The sequence below is a fragment of the Bdellovibrio bacteriovorus genome (assembly GCF_001592735.1).
Lineage (GTDB): Bacteria > Bdellovibrionota > Bdellovibrionia > Bdellovibrionales > Bdellovibrionaceae > Bdellovibrio > Bdellovibrio bacteriovorus_D.
In genome coordinates this window covers 108,622-130,633 of the sequence record NZ_LUKE01000002.1, presented here as the reverse complement: position 1 = coordinate 130,633, position 22,012 = coordinate 108,622, and the positions used below count along the sequence as shown (strand labels likewise).

General features: G+C 41.9%; 19 protein-coding genes. 13 read left to right on the top strand and 6 right to left on the bottom strand.

Features of this window, described 5'->3' with window-relative positions; genetic code table 11:
* The first annotated feature begins 165 nt into the window (after positions 1-165).
* From AZI86_RS11160 to AZI86_RS11145, 4 genes are all read left to right on the top strand, one after another.
* Entirely contained in the window at positions 166-1,116 is a 951-nt protein-coding gene (locus tag AZI86_RS11160; RefSeq protein ID WP_157684689.1) for a hypothetical protein, read from the top strand.
* Positions 1,117-1,187: 71 nt separating this feature from the next.
* Complete coding sequence (locus tag AZI86_RS11155; RefSeq protein WP_061835269.1) at positions 1,188-2,603, top strand: MBOAT family O-acyltransferase; 1,416 nt, start codon at positions 1,188-1,190, stop codon at positions 2,601-2,603.
* Positions 2,604-2,612: 9 nt separating this feature from the next.
* Entirely contained in the window at positions 2,613-3,617 is a 1,005-nt protein-coding gene (locus AZI86_RS11150; protein ID WP_061835268.1) for a hypothetical protein, read from the top strand.
* A gap of 211 nt (positions 3,618-3,828) precedes the next feature.
* Positions 3,829-5,070 (top strand): hypothetical protein, encoded by a 1,242-nt coding sequence (locus AZI86_RS11145; RefSeq protein ID WP_061835267.1) that lies wholly within the window; start codon positions 3,829-3,831, stop codon positions 5,068-5,070.
* A gap of 21 nt (positions 5,071-5,091) precedes the next feature.
* Here the strand turns inward: AZI86_RS11145 and AZI86_RS11140 are convergent, their stop codons facing one another.
* Genes AZI86_RS11140 through AZI86_RS11130 form a run of 3 tightly spaced genes read right to left on the bottom strand, consistent with a single transcriptional unit; the run spans position 5,092 to position 8,542 of the window.
* Positions 5,092-5,829: an SDR family oxidoreductase gene (locus tag AZI86_RS11140; protein WP_061835266.1), complete on the bottom strand. Its 738-nt coding sequence runs from the start codon at positions 5,827-5,829 to the stop codon at positions 5,092-5,094.
* Positions 5,826-7,133 (bottom strand): FAD-binding oxidoreductase, encoded by a 1,308-nt coding sequence (locus tag AZI86_RS11135; RefSeq protein ID WP_061835265.1) that lies wholly within the window; start codon positions 7,131-7,133, stop codon positions 5,826-5,828. The genes AZI86_RS11140 and AZI86_RS11135 overlap by 4 nt, the downstream gene beginning before the upstream one ends.
* Entirely contained in the window at positions 7,130-8,542 is a 1,413-nt protein-coding gene (locus AZI86_RS11130; protein WP_081111894.1) for a UbiA family prenyltransferase, read from the bottom strand. The genes AZI86_RS11135 and AZI86_RS11130 overlap by 4 nt, the downstream gene beginning before the upstream one ends.
* 116 nt (positions 8,543-8,658) lie before the next feature.
* Here AZI86_RS11130 and AZI86_RS11125 point away from each other — a divergent pair, with 116 nt between their 5' ends.
* Entirely contained in the window at positions 8,659-10,656 is a 1,998-nt protein-coding gene (locus AZI86_RS11125; protein ID WP_061835263.1) for an FkbM family methyltransferase, read from the top strand.
* On the opposite strand, the gene AZI86_RS11120 is transcribed toward AZI86_RS11125, so the two are convergent.
* Both AZI86_RS11120 and AZI86_RS11115 read right to left on the bottom strand, forming a co-directional pair.
* Positions 10,643-11,764, bottom strand: a complete 1,122-nt coding sequence (locus AZI86_RS11120; RefSeq protein ID WP_061835262.1) for a hypothetical protein — start codon at positions 11,762-11,764, stop codon at positions 10,643-10,645. The genes AZI86_RS11125 and AZI86_RS11120 overlap by 14 nt on opposite strands.
* Complete coding sequence (locus AZI86_RS11115; RefSeq protein ID WP_061835261.1) at positions 11,745-12,971, bottom strand: O-antigen ligase family protein; 1,227 nt, start codon at positions 12,969-12,971, stop codon at positions 11,745-11,747. Before AZI86_RS11115 ends, AZI86_RS11120 begins: the two co-directional genes overlap by 20 nt.
* Before the next feature lie 173 nt (positions 12,972-13,144).
* On the opposite strand from AZI86_RS11115, the gene AZI86_RS11110 reads away from it, so the two are divergent.
* From AZI86_RS11110 to AZI86_RS11075, 8 genes are read left to right on the top strand one after another with little or no spacing between them, the layout of a single operon-like run.
* Positions 13,145-14,389, top strand: coding sequence for an O-antigen ligase family protein (locus tag AZI86_RS11110; RefSeq protein WP_061835260.1), 1,245 nt, complete (start codon positions 13,145-13,147; stop codon positions 14,387-14,389).
* Positions 14,386-15,681, top strand: coding sequence for an oligosaccharide flippase family protein (locus tag AZI86_RS11105; RefSeq protein WP_061835259.1), 1,296 nt, complete (start codon positions 14,386-14,388; stop codon positions 15,679-15,681). Before AZI86_RS11110 ends, AZI86_RS11105 begins: the two co-directional genes overlap by 4 nt.
* Positions 15,629-16,240 (top strand): hypothetical protein, encoded by a 612-nt coding sequence (locus AZI86_RS11100; protein WP_157684688.1) that lies wholly within the window; start codon positions 15,629-15,631, stop codon positions 16,238-16,240. Before AZI86_RS11105 ends, AZI86_RS11100 begins: the two co-directional genes overlap by 53 nt.
* Positions 16,241-16,246: 6 nt before the next feature.
* Positions 16,247-17,455 (top strand): glycosyltransferase, encoded by a 1,209-nt coding sequence (locus AZI86_RS11095; RefSeq protein WP_081111891.1) that lies wholly within the window; start codon positions 16,247-16,249, stop codon positions 17,453-17,455.
* A gap of 21 nt (positions 17,456-17,476) precedes the next feature.
* On the top strand, positions 17,477-18,346 hold the full coding sequence (gene rfbA, locus AZI86_RS11090; RefSeq protein ID WP_061835256.1) for a glucose-1-phosphate thymidylyltransferase RfbA: 870 nt from the start codon (positions 17,477-17,479) through the stop codon (positions 18,344-18,346).
* Positions 18,347-19,309, top strand: a complete 963-nt coding sequence (locus AZI86_RS11085; protein WP_061835255.1) for a class I SAM-dependent methyltransferase — start codon at positions 18,347-18,349, stop codon at positions 19,307-19,309. It abuts the gene before it with no gap.
* 10 nt (positions 19,310-19,319) lie between these two features.
* The gene (kdsB, locus tag AZI86_RS11080; RefSeq protein ID WP_081111890.1) at positions 19,320-20,102 is read left to right on the top strand and encodes a 3-deoxy-manno-octulosonate cytidylyltransferase; all 783 of its coding nucleotides are present in this window, start codon (positions 19,320-19,322) and stop codon (positions 20,100-20,102) included.
* 3 nt (positions 20,103-20,105) lie between these two features.
* Entirely contained in the window at positions 20,106-21,155 is a 1,050-nt protein-coding gene (locus AZI86_RS11075; RefSeq protein ID WP_061835254.1) for a Gfo/Idh/MocA family protein, read from the top strand.
* 192 nt (positions 21,156-21,347) lie between these two features.
* Here AZI86_RS11075 and AZI86_RS11070 read toward each other — a convergent pair whose 3' ends face one another.
* The gene (locus tag AZI86_RS11070) at positions 21,348-22,010 is read right to left on the bottom strand and encodes a cyclase family protein (protein WP_061835253.1); all 663 of its coding nucleotides are present in this window, start codon (positions 22,008-22,010) and stop codon (positions 21,348-21,350) included.
* Between the last annotated feature and the right edge of the window lie 2 nt (positions 22,011-22,012).

Below are 22,012 nucleotides of genomic sequence, written 5' to 3'. Positions count from 1 at the left end.
GGTAGCTTGATTCGAGATAAAAGCAAAAGAAGAAAGAAGCTTTTGCCTTGGAAAGGTTTTTCTTCTAAAGCTATTTGAATAAAAGTGGTTTTAGCTTCGAGGTTGAACACGAAACGGTCAATTTTCTGGATTTTTGGATTCGCACTTATTTTAAGCTTGGCGCTTATGTCGTTCGACTATGCGGTGGATCCATTGTGCTATTATCACTGTCCGAAAGTTGACCTAACCAAACGAACCCAGAATGTTTATTACAAAGTGGCCCAAACTGCGATGGCAAATGCCGATGCCGAGATTTTGGTTCTCGGGTCTTCGCGTGGTGAAACCACACCACCGCACTGGATCCAAGGTATGACGGGGAAAAAAACGGTCAATCTGTCTCAAAGTGGTGGGGACCTGCTTTATAAGATGTCGGTTTTAAATGTTTCGCTAGATGCGGGTTCTAAAGTAAAAAAAGTAATCTGGCTTGCGGATTATCTGGACTTAGTACCTTCATTTACAGATATAAAAATGAAACTAACCCCGTCGTTGCAAGCACATATCAAAGACATCACCCAGAAAAATCCGATCCAAAACTGGGGTTTGATTTTAGAAACGCTCATTAATCACAATACTTTTGAAGCCGCGATTGAGCAGCTTAATGATAAAACCAGTCCCCTCTTTTTGGAGCAGGGAATGGGCGCAAACATTGATTACGCTCGGTGTGAGGCTATGGATTTTCAATCTGAAATCCCTCAGGGGGATTTAAAAAAGAATATCCAATCTTCTTACCGAATTTTTTCGCCTCACGTGCAAAGGCCTCAAAGTCCGGAGTATTGGGAGTTATTTAAAAAACAAGTTCAGCATTTGAAGGAGAAGAATATTGAGCTAGTACTGTTGATTGCTCCCTTTCATCCGAAATTTAATGAGAAACTGGCTGCCGAGTATCCGGAAACCAAAGAGTATCAAAAGCACTGGATTGCGGACTTAGAGTCCTTAGCCGCTCCCGGCGTCCAGGTTCTTAATTTCTTTGATGGGGTGCCAGGGGATGATTTTGGGTCTGGTTATTGGAATGACGGCGTTCATCTTACTTGTAAAAGTGTGATGCGAATGCTGGGACCTCAGCTTAATAGCCCTTAAAGACGCGACGTGGCGATGAATTTAAACTCAGGTTTTGCGCCGGCCCTGGTTTTCCATTATTTCTGTCCCTAATGCTTTTTAATTCATACGCGTTCTTATTCTTGTTTTTGCCTATCACTTTGATGGGTTATTTCTTTATTTCTCATAAAAGAACTCAGCTTTGGTTTTTATTTTTCTCAAGCGTTGTTTTTTACTGCTATTGGAGTCGCACCTTCGTCTTTTTGCTGCTCTTTACGGTGGTTATGGATTTCTATTTGGCCAAGGCCATTTTTTGGACCTCGTCGCAAGGGAAGCGCAAAGCTCTGTTGATGCTTTCAATCGTCGCCAACTTAAGTGTTTTAGGATTTTTTAAGTATTATAACTTCTTTGCTGAAAACCTAAACGAAGTGGCTACCATGGCGGGGGGATCTTCGATCTTGCCAGCATTGAATCTTATTTTACCTATTGGTATTTCATTTTACACATTCCAGTCCATGTCTTACGTGATCGACGTGTATCGTCGCACGTCAAACGCTCATGGGCATTTGTTAGAATTCGCGGGTTACGTCACATTATTCCCTCATCAAATCTCTGGCCCCTTGGTCCGTCATAATCAAATTGTCCCGCAGCTTGAAAATCCGCAGACCTATGTTTTTAATGCCGAAAACTTTTGGCGAGGGTGTTATTTCTTTGTCTTTGGTCTTTCTAAAAAAATGTTGATCGCCGATCGTATTGCCGCGGTGGTTGATCCACTGGTTGGAAATATGGCAATGGCTTCGAATACAGAAGCCTGGCTTGCGATGGTCGGTTATACCATGCAGCTGTATTTTGATTTCAGTGGTTATTCGGATATGGCCGTGGGATTGGGCTTAATGATGAACATTCAGTTCCCAGCGAACTTTATGTCGCCGTATAAATCGCGATCAATCACCGAATTTTGGCAGCGCTGGCACATCACGCTTTCTTCTTGGTTGCGGGATTATCTTTACATTTCTCTGGGCGGCAACCGCGCTGGCAAAATTAAAACGTATCGCAATCTAATGCTGACAATGGCCATCGGTGGATTATGGCACGGGGCTGCTTGGACGTATGTCGTCTGGGGAGTCATGCATGGATCTCTACTTGCCGTTGAACGTTACTTTAAAGATCGCGGGTGGTATGTCATTCGCAACAAATATGTGCAGTGGACTTTAACGTTCCTCTTTGTTTCAGTGGCGTGGGTGTTTTTTAGATCGCCCAATTTTGGTGTGGCGACGATGTGGTTAGAAAAGGTGTTTTTCTTAAATGGTGGATCTTATGCGTGGGATATCATGCTTATTCCCACAAAACATAAAGATCGCTTTTTCTTGATGTTGGCTGTGGCTTTAGGGGCGGCTTTCATGGCTAAGAACACCTGGCAGATCCAGTTTAAGCCGAGCTATAAAAATGCTTTGATATTGGCATTTTTATTCGTGGTGTGTTTATCGTTTATGGGCGAAGAATCGCCGTTTTTATACTTCCAATTTTAGGAACATAAGATGGCAAAACGAAGTCTCATAACTTTATTGATTTCAGTTTTAACGATAGTGTCGGTAATCGCCGGTGTTAACTATGTGGTCGATCCACAGTGTTATTATCAATGTCCTCAACTTGACGTAAATAAGCGGACTTTAAATTCATATTATCAAGTGGCGCAAAGAATCTTAGCTCATCCAGACGCAGAAGTGATCATCTTGGGATCTTCTCGCGGACAGACAACACCTCCTCTATGGGTGCAAGAGGTCTCTGGTTTAAAAACATTGAACCTCAGTGCGGCCGGGGCCGAGGCCACCACGAAGCTAGCGTTTTTAAAAATTGCCGAAGAAAATATCAAACTTCGCAAAGTCATTTGGCTAGCGGATTATTTTGAGCTTGTCGGTGAAACCCGAGATGCAAAGATTAAAAATACACCTGCTTTAAAGCATTTTTTAAAAGCGGACGATTCATTTTCCGTAAGCGATAAGTTGTTAGCGTTGCAAGGACTTTTGGATCACAACAACCTGGAAGCTTCGTTGCACTTTTTAAAAAATCGCAATCAAACCGAGATCACCCAAGGCTCGGGGGCCGAGATTGACTATCGTCTGTGTCAAAGCTCGGATTATCAGGGCAATGAAACTGCTGAAAGCTTAAAAAAAGAAGTGAACCTGTTGTATCAAAGCTATGTACACGGGGTGATCAGCCCAGAGCAAAGTCGTCAGGCCTGGACAAAGTTTTCTGACGTTATGAATGCGTTGGTGGCCAAGGGTATTGAAGTTCAGGTGGTGATTATTCCTTATCACCCTGACTTTTTAGCCCGTCTAAAATTAGAACAACCGGATATCTATCAACGTCATTTAAATTGGATTGAACAGCTAAAAACTTTAAATAAGCCGGGGTTGTCGGTTGCGGATAACTTTAACGGTATTGCGGGTGCGGATGCTACCCATGTGAATTGGAATGACGGGGTTCACTTTAACTGTCGGGCGGCGATGTTAATGTTGCGGCCGCTTATAACGCCAAAATAATCGACTAGTTTATTTTTTATGACTCTTTGACAAGTGTCGGAGTCAACACAGAGATTCAATGAAAATCTAATTTTGAGAACAACGAGTCCCTAAGTACTCTCAAAAATGCGTGACTTAAATGACACAGGTTTTCTCGGAATTATACAGAAATAGAAAATAGTTTAGATGGAGATGAGGGAGGATATAATAAAACTTCGCCGGGAGGTTTTGGGTGAAACAAAGTTTTATGTGCCTAACCCTACTATTTGCAGTTGGCTGTAAGGAAACTGCGAACCAGGGCAGCGAAACGTTAGCGTTGAATAAGAACGAGAATGTCCTGACTGAGCAATCGCTATTTTTAAAGGCCGCTGAATGTGAGAATTTGAGTGCGGCAGATGAAGCTCGTTTAACGGACTTAGAGCAAATACTGAGCGCTCATATTGGGGAAGATGCCTTACCCGGAAAAGACGGGTACCTTCCAGATAGTTTGTTTAATGTTGTTGGAGAGATAGCAAAATTCGGGTGCAAGCGATCATCAGGTGTATTGCTGCAGGATTTGAAAGCCATTGGGGACCAGCGATGGCTCACCTCAGGGGGATATCACCAAATTGTGGGTTACAGCAGATTTGTCGGTACTTTGCGGGCCCTGCGGGTTTTGGCTCCCACTGATTCTTCATTTATAGATATCTTAAAGCAGTACGCGGCGGATTCCACTATGTATCCAGACCATCTGAATGATGATGGTGCCCCAATTTCAGTTGTGCAGTATGAAGCTCAAGCATCTCTATTTAAACCGTTTTCAGCGCATTTTAAAGGCGGCGAAGCTGCAGGCCCCTGGTTGGAAAGTTACAATGCAGGGCGTCTGCCCTGTAGTCAAAACTATACTATGGCGGATGGATCAAGACGTTCATTTATTAGTGATTGGGATGATTATATCAAAAGCGTCTGGAGTCTCCCGGGAAGCAGCTCCGTACGCATTTTGTTGGCCGCAGAACCACCTTACTGCGATGGTCAGGATGGTTTGATGATGCAAAGGTCGGCGGCGTGGGATCTGGAAATGGGGTCCCTAGATTTGAACCTTGCGAGTCTCGGCCTAATTCTCGATGCGCATAGAGTTCGCGGAAGTACAGTGTCCAGGGTGGTGGTCGAGAAAATAAGACCTTTTGCTCCTATTGGACGGGCGGACGCCGAAAAGACGGTTCGATTCCTGCTCGACGAAATCTTAGGCGCCGGAACAAAGGCCGTTCATCCAGATGAGACCTCTCGCGCACTTGCTGTTCGTCGCATTGGTATTGCCTGCGAAAACCTTCGATATATAAATTGTAACGACGAATCTAGCATCTGTCTTGAAGCCTACGATCACTTTGAGCAGATTTCCCAAAAGGAATGGGTGCGCGACGTGCGTTGGGAAGCGCTAAAAGTTTTAGCAAATTATGAAGAAAGCAAAACAGCCATTAAGTATTGCGGTCCTTGAGGTGACAGCTGTGCGAAGATGTTAAAGGCTTAATTTCTTAAATATTCTCTCTGGAATTGAGGTGATGATCATCATGATGTAGCGCCAAAAGAATGGCAGATACACGGAGTCCTTTTTCTTTGCAATCGCGTGAACAATTCCTTTAGCAACAGTCGGGGACTTCGCCCAGATGGGACCCTTTTTAAAGGACTTCGTCATGGGAGTATCAACGAATCCTAATTTAAGGGTCAAGACATGAACCCCATAGGGAAAAAGTCTATTTCTAAGGCCGTCTGAAAATACGGACTTAGCGGCTTTTGCGGCGCCATAGATATAATTGGACTGTTTTCCTCTTTCGCCGGCCACTGAGGAAATAACTGCGATAGTGCCTTTTTTTTGCGTCTTCATTTTTTCTGCAATCAAATTCATAAGTGAAGCATGGCTAACGAAATTGCTATTAATGATGGATAAAAATTCGTTAGCATCCGTTTCGGCTTTTCGCTGGTCACCCAAAATTCCGTGCGCTAATAAAACAATGTCGACGTTTTGCAGCTGGGACCAAATGGCATCAACAAGTTTTGCGTGCTCAGATATTTGGTTAAGGTCTTCAGTCAATATATGAACTTGGCTGGCTCCGCGAACTTTAAGATCTTGGGAGATAACTTCAAGATGTTGACGATTACGTCCAACTAAAACAAATTCATTTTTTTCAGCGGCATAGATTTTTGCGACGTCTTGGGCAATGTAAGAAGTTGCTCCGATAATAACGATTTTCTTCATAGGATGCGTCTCCAAAAACTGGATGAAAATTGGGGATCTATATGTTTTTTGAATTCTTCTGCTCTTGGGAAGAACGAGTGAAAGCTTTCGGCTGTCATGCGCGCGTCTTTTGCTGGATAAACGGCTCCGCCCACACTTCGGACTATTTTGTCACAAAGCTCTAAGGTCTCTAAAAGTTCTATGCCATGTTTTGCAAAATCCAGTGCCAGCGTAACACCTTCGCGTGGGAATGAAAGAAGACCTTCTGATTTGATTGCACCGAAAGTTTTAAGAACTGCGAGGAAAGATCCCATCTGCGTTTTTTTGAAGATAGAGAATATTTCTTCCAAAGCTTTGCCCGAATCGTTTTTATAGGGGACCACGCACTGATATTGCAAAAAACCGCGTCGTCCATAAATCCGGTTCCAATTGTGAATAGCATCAAGGGGGTAATAAAAGGGTTCATAATGAACTACATTGGTTTTAGTGCTTGAAAGATTTTTGCGATAGTAGAGCTCATTGAATGCCCGGACACTAACCGAATTTAAAGACCATTCAGGGAAAAAGAATGGAATCTGTTTAATGCCTGGATCGGCGTGAACTTTAAAGTTGGCTTCTTGGCGAGGGCTTGCTTGATTGCCCCGAATGAAGATTCCTCGAACGTCTTTTCCGGGGGTTACGCAGTCAACCCAAGATACGGTGAACTCGTAATCCTTTTCAGACTCTATCGACAGTTGAAAAAACTCTGCCAGCGAATGGAATTGAATTTGCTCTTGAACGATCCAAGATGAATTGATGGGCGCAAGTTTAAACTCGGCCCACGTAATTAGCCCGGTCAGCCCCAGACCGCCAATGGTCGCAAAAAATAAATCACTATTTTCTCGGCGACTGCATATAAGACGCTCACCAGATGATCTTAACAGCTCAAAGCAAAGAATGTGGTTTCCAAAGTTGCCGGACTTGTGATGATTTTTCCCGTGCACATCGTTGGCAATCGCGCCACCGACGGTTACGAACTTGGTTCCCGGGGTGACAGGTAAAAACCAACCTTTCGGAACAACGAGTTTTAAAATTTCATCAAATGAAACACCGGCCTCACAACGAATCACACCGTTCTGGTGATCCCACTCGATAAAATGATTTAGCAGATGAGTATCAATCAAAGATCCACCATTATTGAGGCAGGAATCGCCATAGGATCTTCCCAGTCCTCGGGGCAAAATACTTTGGGAACTGGTGGGCAGGGGGTGGAATCTAGTTTTTAACTCAATAAGGGATTGATCTTTCGCCGGCGGATAAAATCCCCAACTTGGAAACTCGCTCATGATGATATCCCAAAGATAACTGCCAATATACCTAAGCAGACCCAGCTGATTTTATCTTTAACGGCAAAGACCACAGGGTCGTCATGGATTTCATCACGATTGGTTAAAATCCAAATGCGCGAAATCCAAAAAAGTAAAACGGGCGTCGCAAACCAAAGATTTTGTGGTTGGGTGTATAGTCGGCGAACGTCTTCACTTTGAAGATACATAAGCACAATCAAAATTGAAAGTAGCCCGGCGCCGACACCTAAGTTTTGCACCATCGGATGATCAACTTGTCTATAGCCGCGCCCATCAAGTGTGATCTTGTTCTTGCTGCGGATAATTTCCGTGTAGCGTTTGATACATGCAAGGCTAAAAAAGAAAAGTGTCGAGAAGCTTAAAAGCCATTCAGAAACCGGAACATCAGTAGCCGCGGATCCCGCGAAGATTCTTAGGGTGTACATCAAAGACAAAATTATGATGTCTACCACCACGCTTTGCTTTAGATAAAGCGAATAAGCCAAATTTAAAATCAAATAGGTCAGAATCCATCCAAGATACGGAGGCGGTAAAAGAAGCCCAATACCTAGCGAAACTGCCAATAGAAGGGGTAATTGGGCGAAGCCATAAATAAGCGGTAGGTTTCCCGAGGCAAAGGGGCGATTTTTTTTGCTGTGATGGTTGCGGTCTGATGACAGATCCAGCAAGTCATTAAGGATATACACAAATGATGCTGTTAGGGAAAACCCAAAAAAAGCTAAAAATCCATTCGTCAGGACGTCTAAGCTTTGGAATCTATGGCCAGCAAGCGCAGGCAGAAAAACTAGAACATTTTTAATCCATTGATGGGGGCGTAACTGTTTTACGATAAGTGTTAATAAGGATTTATTTCCGTCTTCTATAAACTGGGTTGGCTTATTTAAGGTGTGGATTTTATTTTTCAAGGAGGGCGAGGCATTAACCGCTACGATTTCTTGAGACTCTTTCCATATCTCAAGGTCCACCGGAGCATCGGCAATATACGAGAATTCAACACCTTGAGAGAGATCTTGGATTGCGCGAAGTTTTGATGAGCCTTTGCGGTTGTCTGAAGAGGTGCTGCCTATAGTTGAGCGAAATAGACCCAGATAAGACGCCACTGAATGGACCCAAGGCTCCGGACTTGCTGAGGCTAAAATAAGAACGTCTCCTGCGGAAGCTCTTCTTTTTAGAAGATCAATCACTTCAAATCTGTAGGGTAAGGAATCGGGTTGAAGCTTCGTGTGCGTAGCCAAATTGTGTTTGAAAAAGGCCTTGCCTTTCATAAGCCAGAAAAAACTTAAGACCCAAAACCAAGGCTTTGACTTTAGAAGTACCAGCCACTGCTCGTACAGCAGATCAGTCTTGATTAAGCAGTTATCTAAGTCGCACACGGTGTATCTAGTCATTTGAGCAAGCTACCATTCAAAACCCTAAAGGTAAGGCATTAATGCTAAGCGACATTGGGTGTAGTACCAGTCATGATTAGGTATGGTGGCGGCTTCTAAAAAATGAAGGGCCTATTTTGAATAAGATAAAGAATTTTTTTTCTCTCCAATTTAGTAAACCTCGTTGGCTGCGTCGCCTTTTCGGTGTTCATCCCGAAGGCATTGCCTATGTGAAGAGCAAAGGTCTTAAGTTCTTTCTTTATCTCGGTGACTTATATGGTCCATCTTACCACCTTATGCACTGGGGTGTGGACTCTTATGAGAGTGAAAATCAAAAGTATATCAGTCGGGTATTAAGTAATGATAGCGTCTTTCTGGATGTCGGGGCCAACGTGGGAATTTACTCCGTCCTGGCTGCCATGGAAGGACCGAATACTAAGGTTTATGCGTTTGAACCTGATTCAAAATCTAGAGAATGTATCCAGGCAAATATCGATCATAATGGTTTGAATAACATCAAGATCGTTTCAGAGGCTCTTTCTGATCGTGAAGGCACGGCCGTGTTTTACATGGATCAGAATAATCATGGTGGTAATTCTTTGAATAAAGATAGTATTCCCAACGTTGAAACGGCAAAAAAGGTTTCAGTTTCCCTGACCACCATGGATCTGTTTGTAAAAAAAGAGGATTTAAAAAAGATCGATTTGATCAAAATTGACGTTCAAGAACATGAAGTGGAAGTTCTTAATGGAGCCATCGAAACTTTAAAGAAATTTCGTCCTATTGTCCTGATTGAATGTTCAACGCTGACGGAAGGGAATAAAGATCCTTTCCAGTTTTTTGAGAATGCAGATTACAACGTCTTTGATCCGAAGTCTGAAAAGATTTATTCGGTCGAAGAGGCTCGTAAAGCCCTACAGGATAAAAAACACACTTCGGATCACGCCTATATCGATTTCTTTTTCTTTCCTGTCGAAAAGAAACATTATTTCATTGCGGATCGACCGCATTTAGTATTCTTGGCGGAACACCTTTCTTTCGGCGGATCTGAACGTGCTTTGATTGAATACTTAAGTTGCATTGATCGTGAGAAGTATAAACTTTGTTTAATTTTGCGGGATGAGCTTCCGGATAACTATCTTCTAAGCAGTGTGCCAGAGTATGTGGAAATTAAGACGATATATCCGGACAACGAAAAGTTAAGCTGGTTTGCCCAATGGCGCAAAAATAATTTTGCAAAACTCGACTTAACTATCCGTATGAAAAAAGCCTTTCTTTCTTTGCCTAAAGAAAGCTACATTTGCGATTTTTCATCAGTGCTGATTAAACTCGCGTATCATTTCCCTGGATATAAAAAGATTTACTGGATTCATGGGCCGAAATCCCACATGGACGAGTTGGAACTGCGTAAGTTTGGTCTTCGCTTGCGTGCTTATGACCTGATTTTAGCTGTTAGTGAGCATCTTAAGACAGAAATGCAAACATTGTTGCCGTCTTTAAAAGAGAAAGTGTTTTCGCTTTATAATCCGTTTGATATTGAGCGGATTAAGGAAAGTGCTAACGATGACAGTGATTTGTCGGCAGAGGATCGTCGTCTTATAAAAGGCAAATATATTTTGGCTGTGGGGCGGTTTGCGGCTGAAAAAGATTTTATTACTTTAATTCAGGCTTACAGTATACTGAAGAACAATGGGTTTGATCGTAAGCTTTACATCGTTGGTGATGGGCCGCGCCGTCAGGAAATCAAAGACGAGATCAAAAAAGAAAACTTAGAGCAGGATATCGTGCTATTGGGGGCTCGTCCGAATCCCTATATTTGGATGAAGAATGCAGAGATGTTTGTGCATTCAGCTTTTCTAGAAGGTTTTGGCCTTGTTCTTGTTGAAGCGATGGCTTTACAAAAAGCAGTTGTCGTGACGGATTCTCCGGTGGGACCTCGAGAGGTTTTAGATAATGGTAAGTACGGGATTTTAGTGCCGGTCAAAGATCCTCAGCAAATGGCGGAGGCAATATTAAAACTTTTTGGAGAACCCGATGCGATGCGGGATTATGAGACGTTGTCGTTAAGTCGTGCTAAAGACTTTCAAGCCGATTGTATTTTAGGTCGATTTGATCAGATCATTAAGTCTTTATAAAGTGGGTTTTGAACTTGAATTTTGAAAATAGGTGATTCCTGTTTTGTAGAATCCAAGAGATAACTCTCCAGCCGGCGATTGCGGCACACCAGGAAAAGAACCTTTGATAATATGCAGGAAATAACAGTAGGTGTAAGAGAACGAATCCAAAGATTACGATGAATTCTCTTTGCTGATAGGTATCACCTTTGTTTTTGTAGTTGCGCCACCAGATAATAAAATATCCTGCAAATATCCAAAAATGTTTATGTCTAATAAAGTCAGCCAGACAATTTAGATATGCATTTAGATATGGAAACAGGGATACTTCGATTCCCATGCTCTTAGGGTGTGGATCAATCTGTATTAAAGTAAAATTGAAAATTTTAAGATAACCGTAGTTTTCGTTTAGCGAATTTACTGCGAAGTATCCAAGCAATGGTGGCAAGATATACAAAAAGAAATTGGCGAAGCGGGCACGTCGTAACTCTAATAGCCCAAAAATACCCGCCAAAATAATAAAGTCGGTACGAATAAAAGGAAGTATTGTGAGTGGCACGACTATCCATCGGGAATTTTTCTTATTTAGCAACAGGCATAAAATTGAAAAAAACGCTGCCATAGAGTCAGGACTTGAGAGCTGTGCTAAATCTAGAAAACCGGAAAAGAGTGTCGCGATGAAAAAGAGTAAAAGCATCCAGACACCGTGAAAGGTGTAAAGAAGTCCCAGGGCAAAGAAAGTACACCCAGCGAAAAAAGCGGCAGTGTAAAAAGTAGCCGTGGGGGCAGAAATATTGAGTCCCTGTTCAAAAGATCTCACAACCCCGATGTAAGCCATACGTATAGTATAAAACGGCATGTGTTCCTCAAGGGCGGTAGGGTCAGTAGCTACAGTTCTTCGATATTCTCCGAGCTCCGTTAAATCACGATATTTTTGTTCAGGAAGAACGCGGGAGATCTCTTGGTAGGTTTTTGCTCTGAGATCTTCTCCCCTGAGCCCATCTTGAAAATATGAAGCCGCCGTATAGCCAATGATGTCCCAATTATACTGGGGAGTCACGACTCCAGTGACGAACAAAAGCACAGAAAGTAAAGCTAAAAAAATATACTTAAGATTTTCGAGGTTCATGATTTCTCAACTCGAGGTCGTCTTTTTTCAAGAATCCAGCGGCTAAGCCAAGAAGCAACAGTGCATAGTTGCGGCCTTCAGCAATCCGGGTAGGGGTGTCGGTGATCGATGCGCATAGCATAGATACTATTATGAGGACCCCGGCAAGGGCCATTTTTTTTGACGATTCAGATTTGGCTTTATAAAAATGACGATGAAAGAATATATAAGCCGTAAAGATGATGGCATAGTAAGAAATAAAACCGAAGATTCCGACCCCAGCTAAGATTTGTAAAAATTGGTTGTGAGCGTGTCCGGACCGAAGTATTTCCGGGGTGTTCATTTGGTCATAATATTTAGTTTGAAAGTTATTACTGTTTTCCAAGCCAACCCCTAGTAAGGGATGTTCCAGGAACATTCTTCCATATGCTTCCCAAGCAACGAGTCGCGAATTTTGGGAGCTGGCCTCAGAGAAATCAAATGTATAGTTAACTCGATCCTGGATGTAAAATGCATTGGTGAGATAACAGAAAGCGCAGAAGGCGACGGCGACCATAGTACAGTAAATTAATAAGCGTTGCCTTGAGTATACTAAAGCAAAAATTCCGGCAATGATCATTCCAAACCAAGCGGAGCGGGAATAAGTAAAAAGAATGGCCAAGGATAAGAGCATGAGTCCTAGCACGCAGGGAATAGTTCGAAAGCTAAACATTTTTTTTTCTAAGGAAAAATTCCCAAGATAAAGTGCCCATGGAAAAAGGAGCGCCAATGCGAGATGATTGGTATTCTGGTAAAAAATTAGAAGACGTCTTTCAGAGCTAATAATGTCGCGGTTGGGATGAAAGAGATAAATTAAAAGCAGAACTGTTAAGATAAAAGGCAAAAGCGGAGAAGTTAAACTCCATTTTGGAGAAGCCTGTCTCAAGAGGATTCCTAGGTAAATAGAGGCATACAGCGCTGCTATCCAGCGTAAACTGAAAATGTCTTCGGCTGCGCTCATTAAGGTCGAATTATAGGTCAGATACCCTAAAGCGGCGATCAAGATAAAAGCACAAACGCAAAGATTTAAAATTGGAAATTCCGCGAAGATGGACCCTAGAAATGGTTCTTTCCGTTTCATCCATCTCGACAAACCAACCAATATAACCAGCGTGAAGAAAAAATCCAAACTCCGATAAGATAAAATATTTGTGGCTATAGCTAAGTCAGTGAACAGAGACCAAATCATGCAATTCCGGAAATAGAATAGAGTGTAGAAGAATGGTGCTATTGTTGAGCAGTAGTATCTACGTGTCTATCTTAAAACCAGCAACACCTTGCGTTAAGGGGTGAATTTTAGAGTCATAATATGACCTGCTTCCGTGATATTGAAAGGACATGACATTGATACATTCCAGCTTCGTGAAGCTCTCTCAAAATAAAGAGAGAATTCGGGGCATTGCTTCCTTTCTGTTAGCGCTTATTTTGATTTTGCCAATCTCTATGTTTGAGATAAGTGGCTTGCAAATTCCTCTTTCGGACATCGCGGTCTGTTTCGGCGGTTTCTTTTTTTTAACTAAGATCGGTCGATTGGAAACTCTGATTTTTTGTTTAGCCGTGCTCATGTCTTTTCTGGCAGTTTTTGTCATAGCTATAGAACATTATGGCTTTCTGCAGATAAGACCAGTGTTGTCGGTATTTTTTTTCTATAAACCGATTTTGGGATATTTTTTGGCTATCTCCGTGATTAAGGATAAGCAAACTTTCGAACAAATTTTGAAATGGGCCCAGTTACTCATTTTTTTATTTGTTGTCGTTGTTATCTTCTCGGTGCATGCAGAATATGATGGTCTATTCCGTGACCGAATGAGTGTATTGCAGGGCGATTTTTTTAACCTTCCGCTTTATGCGGCCTTTGGAGTTAATTCTTTAGCATCTTTCTATTTTCTCATGGCGGCGGTTTCGATTTTAGCCGCCGCGATGCAATTCAGAAGTTGGCAGGGTGCTTTAGGGTTGGTGAACCTGGTACTGCTTTCCTACCTTATTTTCAATTCGGCTTCGCGAGAGGCACTGTTGGCAATGATGGTATTCATTTTTTGTGTAATGGGGCTTTTTTTGCGTCGCACGCCTAAAGTGCTTGTAGGTGTAGTGTTTATATTTGGTACCGCGCTAGTTTTGTTTTTTACGTCTGACTATGTGGGACGTGTTTGGGCTCATAAAATTGATCAAATTGTGACCGCGTTGGAGAGAATGGATTTAGACATGCTTTCTAGCGGGCGTATTGGTCTGTATAAAATCGCCCTTCAGCAATGGTCAAAAAACATATTGGTGGGCACAGGGTTTCACGGATTTCAGCTTTTTATCCAGGATATACCTGGTATCGGATACCCTGCGGGATTATCGCCCCACAATCTTTATATCACGGCGCTATGGAAAATGGGTCTTGTGGGTTTTGTTCCTTATGTCTGCTTTCTTTATCTCATTCTGAAAAAATCATTCAGCGTGGATGTGCCAGCAGGTTATAAATATGTTTTTATTAGTCTTTGCATCGCGGTACTTCTAGTGCTTAACGGTGTGTGGGAAATATTTATGGTGGCTAATTTTGGCACGCTGTTTTTCTTTTTGTTGGGGGCGTTTGTAAAACTAAACGAGAACAAACTCTGGTGATCAATACTCTCAAAGCCACTATTTCAAATAAAATTTTAAGAAACACCACTTGGATCTTCGCAGGAAATGTTGTTTGGGTGCTGATCAGTTTTGGCGCCTCCATCGTGGTCGCTAGGACGCTTTCCTTGGTTGACTATGGAACCTTGCAGTTGGCTTCGACTTGGTTTTTGTTCATCCAGCTTTTTGAGAACTTGGCCCATCCTAATGTTGCTAAAATTGAAATGGTTAAGAACCAGGATCGAGTTGGAAGTTATATAATAGCTATTGGTCTGATCGGTTCGCTCGTCGGAATAATATTTTCAGCGGTTATAGGGCTTCTGTTTTTTGTTCGCGGAGATACTCTATTGCTTTTCGTTTTGATGATGACCATTGGGCAGGCCTTTAAGTTTTACAGTGGTATCGTTTACTACTTTGATAACAAATTGCAGGCTTTAAAAACGCAGATAATTTTATTTTTTGGGAACTCGGCGGGGGCGACATATCGCATTACAGCCGCTCATTTTTCAGTCTCGTCATTTTCCCAAGTTTTTGTTGTCTTAGTTACCAATGTCACTTGTGTGTTGGGAAGCTTAGCTGTGGCAAAAGGTGAGTTGAGATCCCTTATTAACCATGGATTCGATCGAAATATTTTAGTCGGACTAATGAAAAAGTCGGCTCCTCTTTTGATGGTGTCTATTCTATCATTATTGGTTTACAGGCAGGATATTTTGATTTTGGGCTTTTTCGGGATGGAGCGGGATATCGCGCTTTATTCAAATGCAGTAAAAATATCGGAACCATGGGGATTCATAGCTTCAGGTTTAATAAGTTCAATGTTGCCTGGGCTTATTTTAAGTAAGTCCAAAAGTCTTTCTGCTTATTATCGAAGATTAAGAATGCTGTTCTTTTTATTAAGTTTGGCGGCTATTGCTTTGGCTGCGATGATATCAATTTTTGCTGATGTGATAGTACGTAGTACTTTTGGAGCGCAGTACGGAGATATTGTCCCATTGCTTCGCGTCCACATATGGTCAAACTTATTTTTATTTTATGTGTCGGTACAGCAGGTCTGGGAAGCAAATGAGTCAATGCACAGGTTTCTTCTCTATAAAACTGTCGGCGCGGTTTTGCTGAATTTGGTCTTAAATTACTGCTTTGTACCAAAATATGGGGCCATGGCGTGCGCGATTAACTCCGTGGTTACGTACTTCTTTTTGGGCTTTGGAGTGAACATGTTTACAAAGAAAACACGATTTATAAATGGTCATTATTTACGAGCATGGATTGGCTGGAAAAATGATTTTAAAGGATGATCCTCTAACGAGGCTGCTATTGTCTAGATTAAAAGCTTTTATTCAAGCCTGGTGGTTGTATTTAGTTTTACTCCTGGTTGGGGTTGGAGCTTTATTTTGCTTCTATGTACCAGACATTTACGTGATTAAAACAACCTATGCGGGCGATTTAACGGATTTAGATCTGATTAGTAGAATTGTATATGAAAAGGAAGTCATTGAAGAGCTGGATAACAAATTTCAGCTGAGTAAGACGCATGGAATTCCTGATGAAGACTTGGTGCCGTATTATTTAAAGAAAGTGGAGCATAAATTCATAGGAACCGAAGTCCTACATCTTTTCATAAAAGATAGTGATAAAAATTCTGCACTCACATTCAGCAACTTCCTAACCGAGGTGGCTGCGAGAGACTTTAAGATCCGTAATCAAAGCCAACGAATTTTAAGCGTGGAAGGGCCTGAATTATCTAAAGGAAGTAATTTAGGACTGAAATTGTTGGGATTCCTAGTCACGAGTTTGACTTTGTTTGTGCTATTGAGTTTATATCTTCTAAGATTTGAGTTATTGCATCGAAAGTGAGCTTGGGTGAAAACAAACCCTAAATTACTATTAATGGGATTTTCTTGCGAGGAAAAGTATTTCCTTCACTACACTTCGGCAGATAAAACTCAACATCATGCAGCAAGGAAGTTGGAGGAGCGATATATAAAAGGGCTTTCTGAGCTGGGATATTCAGTAGATGCCCACTCGTTATTTCCAGCGACAACTTTTCCTGGAAATCGAAATGTTCTTATTGGATATCGCGCTGAGCTGAGGTTGGATGGGAGCAGGCGAGTCTCGCTTCCATACATTAACTTTCCGATGCTCAAAATGGTGACGCGCTTCGTAGTAGCCCTTTTTTCAGCTATAAAATGGTTATCAACATATCCTCAAGACGATAAAAAAATTATTTTGTATTCTCTGCATACGCCTTTTTTATTAACGGCAGTTTTGTTGAAATGGATTTTTGGAGTTCATTTTTACATTATCGTGACAGACTTTCCTGAATATATGGGAAAATCAAAAGGCGTAAGGCGTTTTTTAAAGGCGATAGACTCTTGGTTGATTGAGTGGCTAGGGACTCAGTCTTCTGGATTTTCTTACGTTTCAGAGTATGCGGCAAAATTTTATAAAAAATGGCAATCAATTCCCGCTGTGATTATCGAAGGAATAGTGGATCGACCTGGGGATCTGCCGCCCTTGAGTTTAAATCAAAAAAAATCTTGCGCGGTGTTTTATTCTGGTGGTCTGTCTTATGACTATGGAGTCAAAGACTTGGTGGATGCTGCCGAGTTTCTTCCAGAAAATTATGAGATTTGGATTTGCGGTACCGGTGAACTTGAAGAATATGTTCTTCATAAATCGAAGATAGATGCTCGGGTGAAATATTTAGGACTTTTGCAGCCTAGTGAGGTTGCCGTAAAAGCAAAACAGGCAGATATTTTGATTAATCCACGCCGCTTAGAAAAGAAGTTCGTAGCCTTATCGTTCCCTTCAAAGATCCTCGAGTATCTAAGTTACCAAATGCCTGTTCTTACTTCTAGGGTGCCTTCAATCCCGGATGAATATGACAGTTTTTTGTTTTACATAAATGAAGTTAGTCCAAGGGGAATTGCTGAATCGGTCATGGCAATTAGGGCGATGGATCAAAAGCAAGTGCAGGATAGGGTGAATAATGGCATTAACTTTATCTTCAAAAAAAAGTCAGCTGTTGTGCAGTGCGAGAAGTTCGCTCACATTATAGCAGGAGTTTAACTAGAGCTACTCGGAGTGTGTATGAAGGGCATTATTTTAGCAGGTGGGGCGGGGACCCGTTTATATCCTGCAACAACCGTGGTTAGTAAGCAGTTGTTACCTATTTACGATAAACCCATGATTTTTTATCCGTTGACCACGTTGATGCTTGCTGGAATCAGAGATATTTTGTTGATTTCAACACCAACAGACATACCTCGGTTTGAACAACTTTTAGGAAATGGCGAAAGATGGGGGATCAAGATTTCTTATGCCGTCCAACCGTCACCTGATGGTTTAGCGCAAGCATTTCTGATTGGTGAAAAATTTATTTCTAATGACCGTTGTGCGTTGGTGCTAGGTGATAACATTTATCATGGTCACGGATTTGGAAAGATCCTTCGTAGTGCCGCAGAACTTAAATCAGGAGCATCTGTTTTCGCTTATAAGGTAAACGATCCTGAGCGATATGGCGTGGTCGAGTTTGATACTCAAGGTATCGCGCGATCCATCGAAGAAAAACCGGTGAAGCCGAAGTCTAACTTTGCCGTCACTGGATTATATTTTTACGACGAGAACGTGGTGAGTTATGCAAAGTCTTTAAATCCGTCACCGCGGGGTGAACTGGAGATTACGGATTTGAATAGAATTTATTTGGAAAAAGGACTTTTGAATGTCCAAACCTTGGGCCGCGGGTTTGCTTGGCTTGATACGGGAACTCCGACAAGTCTTTTAGAAGCTAGTCTTTTTGTGCAGACTATTGAAAGTCGGCAGGGGTTCAAGGTTGCTTGTCCGGAGGAAGTTGCCTATCGAATGCAATTCATAACCAAAGAGCAACTTTTAAAGTCTGCAGAAATTTATAAAAGTAACTCTTATGGAAAATACCTTCAGCAACTGGCAAGTGAGTCGTAAATGAAAGAAGAAGAGATTCGCCCGAAAGCAATTCTTGATCAGTACTTGAAACTGAGTGCTGAAGACGGAGCTAAACTTGATAAAAATCTTTTTCAGGAGTGTGTCTGTCAGGCTTGTGGCGGCACCAGAAAAGAGACCAAATTTGAGAAACATGGATACACCTACAAGATGTGTCTGGATTGTCATTCATTATTTTGTTCACCACGCCCCACACCTGATCAAATAAGTTCACTTTATTTTAACAGCCCCTCATCCACTTTTTGGTCAAATGTGTTTTTCCCCTCGGTCCGGGATGCACGTCGGGAAAAACTTTTTAAACCCAAAGCAAAAAAAATTGCGAATTTAATTAAAGAAAAAGGACTGGCGGTTAAGACGGTCTGTGACATCGGAGCCGGGCATGGACTTTTTCTAGAGGAGTTGCAGAAAGAGATTCCAGGGTTGTCTCTGTTTGCTGTTGAGCCGGATTCGACATCGGCCGAAGTTTGTCGCTCTAAAGGAATTGAAACTCTAGTTTCTACAGCCGAGGATGCTAAAGTTTGGCGTAATAAGTTTGATTTGGTTCTTTGTTCAGAAGTGGTTGAACATGTGCATAACGTAAAAAATTTTGTTAGCTCTGTTCATAGTCTTGTCAGATCTGGCGGCCATTATTTGATCACAGGTTTAGGTTACGATGGATTTGATATTCTGACTCTGCAAGATAAATCCAAAGCGGTTTCGCCTCCGCATCATCTAAACTTTTTAAGTGTCGAGGGATTCAATAAACTTTTTATTTTATTAGGAGCGAGATCTGTGGAGGTATGGACTCCGGGGCAGCTAGATGTCGATATTGTTATTAACAGTGGCATTGAAAATGAATTTATTAGAGTTCTTAAGGCTCGCGGGGATAGTGTGGTTCGCGAATTTCAAGAGTTCCTCGCTAGAAACCAGCTAAGTTCCCATACGTGGATTTTGGTTCAGAAATAAAGGAGAAAACGTGAAAACGGTAGCAATCATTCCAGCAAGAATGGCAGCGACGAGATTTCCAAATAAACCGTTAGCAAAAATTAACGGTGTGCCGATGATCGGGCATATTTACGCACGTACCGTGGCGGAACCAATTTTCGACGAAGTTTATGTTGCGACCTGCGATAAAGAAATTTTTGACTATGTGAAGTCCGTGGGCGGCAAAGTGGTAATGACCGCAGATACGCATGAACGTTGTACAGATCGTACGGCCGAGGCATTGTTGAAAATTGAAGAAATTCATGATGCAAAGTTTGATGTCGTCGGTATGGTGCAGGGGGATGAGCCCCTAGTGGTCCCTCAAGTTTTTAAAGAAGCTATTCAGGCTTTACGTGATGATTCGTCGTTACCCCTCGTTAATATTATGGGAAAAATTGAAAATGACGAAGAATTCAATTCACCAAATACAGTGAAAGTGGTGATCGATAGGTGGCGAAATGCGCTATACTTCTCTCGGGAACCAATCCCAAGTGCTAAAAAGTATTCGCAAGATTATCCAAAGTATAAACAGACGGGGATGATTTTTTTTCGCAGAGACGCTCTGATAGAATTCAATAGCATGCAGCCAACTATGCTTGAGAAAATTGAATCCGTCGATATGATGAGAATTGTTGAGCAAGGTGGTAAAATCAAAATGATTTTAACTACTCACGCTTGTTATGGCGTGGATATTCCCTCGGATATACAAAAAGTTGAAAAAGTTATGACTAACGATGCTTTATTTAAAGCTTATCGATCAAAGTTTGGAATTTAAATTATGAATAAAATGTATAGAGTAGGCATTGCCGGTTATGGCATCGTGGGGAAGCGCAGAAGACAGTTTATTGATCTTCACCCAAATATGAAAACAGTCGCTGTCTGCGATATCAAATTTTCTGAAAATGATATGAAAGATACTTCTCAAGGGGTTAAAATTTATCAAAACTATAAGCAGCTTCTCTCTGAAGATCTAGATGTTCTATTTGTGTGCCTAACGAATGATGTAGCCGCTGAAGTAACAATGGCTGGTTTGAATAAGGGCCTTCATGTTTTTTGCGAGAAGCCTCCAGGTAGAGATCTTAAAGATATTTATGATGTCATTCAGACAGAAAAAAAACATCCTGGATTGAAGGTTATGTATGGTTTTAACCATCGTTATCACGAGTCCGTGCGTAAAGCTTTTGAAATCATCCGCTCTGGCGAGCTTGGGCGGGTTCTAAACCTTCGGGGTGTTTATGGTAAATCCGCAATTATCTCATTTCAGTCTGATTGGCGAACGAAGCGGGAGATAGCCGGTGGTGGAATTTTGCTTGATCAAGGCATACATATGGTGGACCTCATTCGCATGTTTACCGGAGATTTTGATAAAATTCATAGCTTTGTAGATAATAGCTTTTGGAAACATGACGTAGAAGATAATGCGTATGTTCTAATGAAAGCTAAAAATGGTGTGGTTGCTTTCCTGCATTCTACGGCCACTCAATGGCGTCATCGTTTCCATTTAGATATTTCGCTTGAAAAAGGAAGCATCACGCTTTCAGGAATTCTGTCAGGATCCAAGAGTTATGGTGCGGAAACTATCACTATCGCATACGCGGGAAGTAAAGATGGTGGAGACCCGCACGAAGTAAAAATTCGGTATAATGAAGATAACTCTTGGAGAGACGAAATCGCGTATTTTGCCAACTGTGTGATCAATGATCAAAAAGTTGAGCAGGGTTCGTCTGAAGAGGCATATAGGACAATGGAGTTAGTGTACCGCATCTACTGTGCCGACCCTGAGTGGAAAAAGAAGTATAATCTAACGGACTCTTACTCAGGAAAATAGTGTGTTAGCCAGGCCATTGATTTAGGCCTGGCTATGACTTCACTTTTAGTTGGATTTGTTCTGGAATAGCATCAAAGATCCAGCATTTGATCCGTGGTTTTTTTCTAAGTCTCGAGGGGTCATTTCCACAAGTTATAAATATTAAACCATGCTTAATAATTCTTTTATCGCGGGAATCCGACGATGGGCCCGCTAGCAAATGGCGATGACCGTAACAGGGGCCCCATCAGCACGATCTACAAGAAGGGGTGAAACCACGACCATGCTGGGAGAGTTCTGAAGTTCTTCGAGTTTCATATCCTCGATAACTCTTAGGGGAGCACCCGTGCCGGATTTTGCCAAAAACTCTTTGTGCGCTAATCTTCCCAATGGGCGGTTTGAGTATGAGGTGATCGAAATGAAGTCGAACCCAAGTACTTTTATATTAGGGCGATGTGTTCTTAGCCAAATAGCAAGATCTGGAGACAGGCCGGGATTGTTTGACCAATAAGTGGCGTTATTTCTGTGTTTTTCAAATCCGGTTCTTAATATCAGCATATCGCATTCGTGTGGGACAGATTCAAAGGCGATATTGGGGCCTATTATTTGATCGGACGTTGCTGGGAGATCTAGTAGGTGAGGCGATCGAAAGATCCATTCCTCCGCCCTATAATCATTGAGGCATTTTCCGTTGCTATCAAAGTGCAGAGGAAGATCAATATGCGTCCCAATGTGATTTGATAAAGTCCACTCTTGAGAATTGGAAGACGCACCTTGAGCAATGTCAGACGAGATTTTTTTGAAAAAACCTTGTTTGCCACCGTAGCCAGGGGTCGTTTCATTAAGATAGTGAGATAGGAAAATAGTTTTCTTCATGC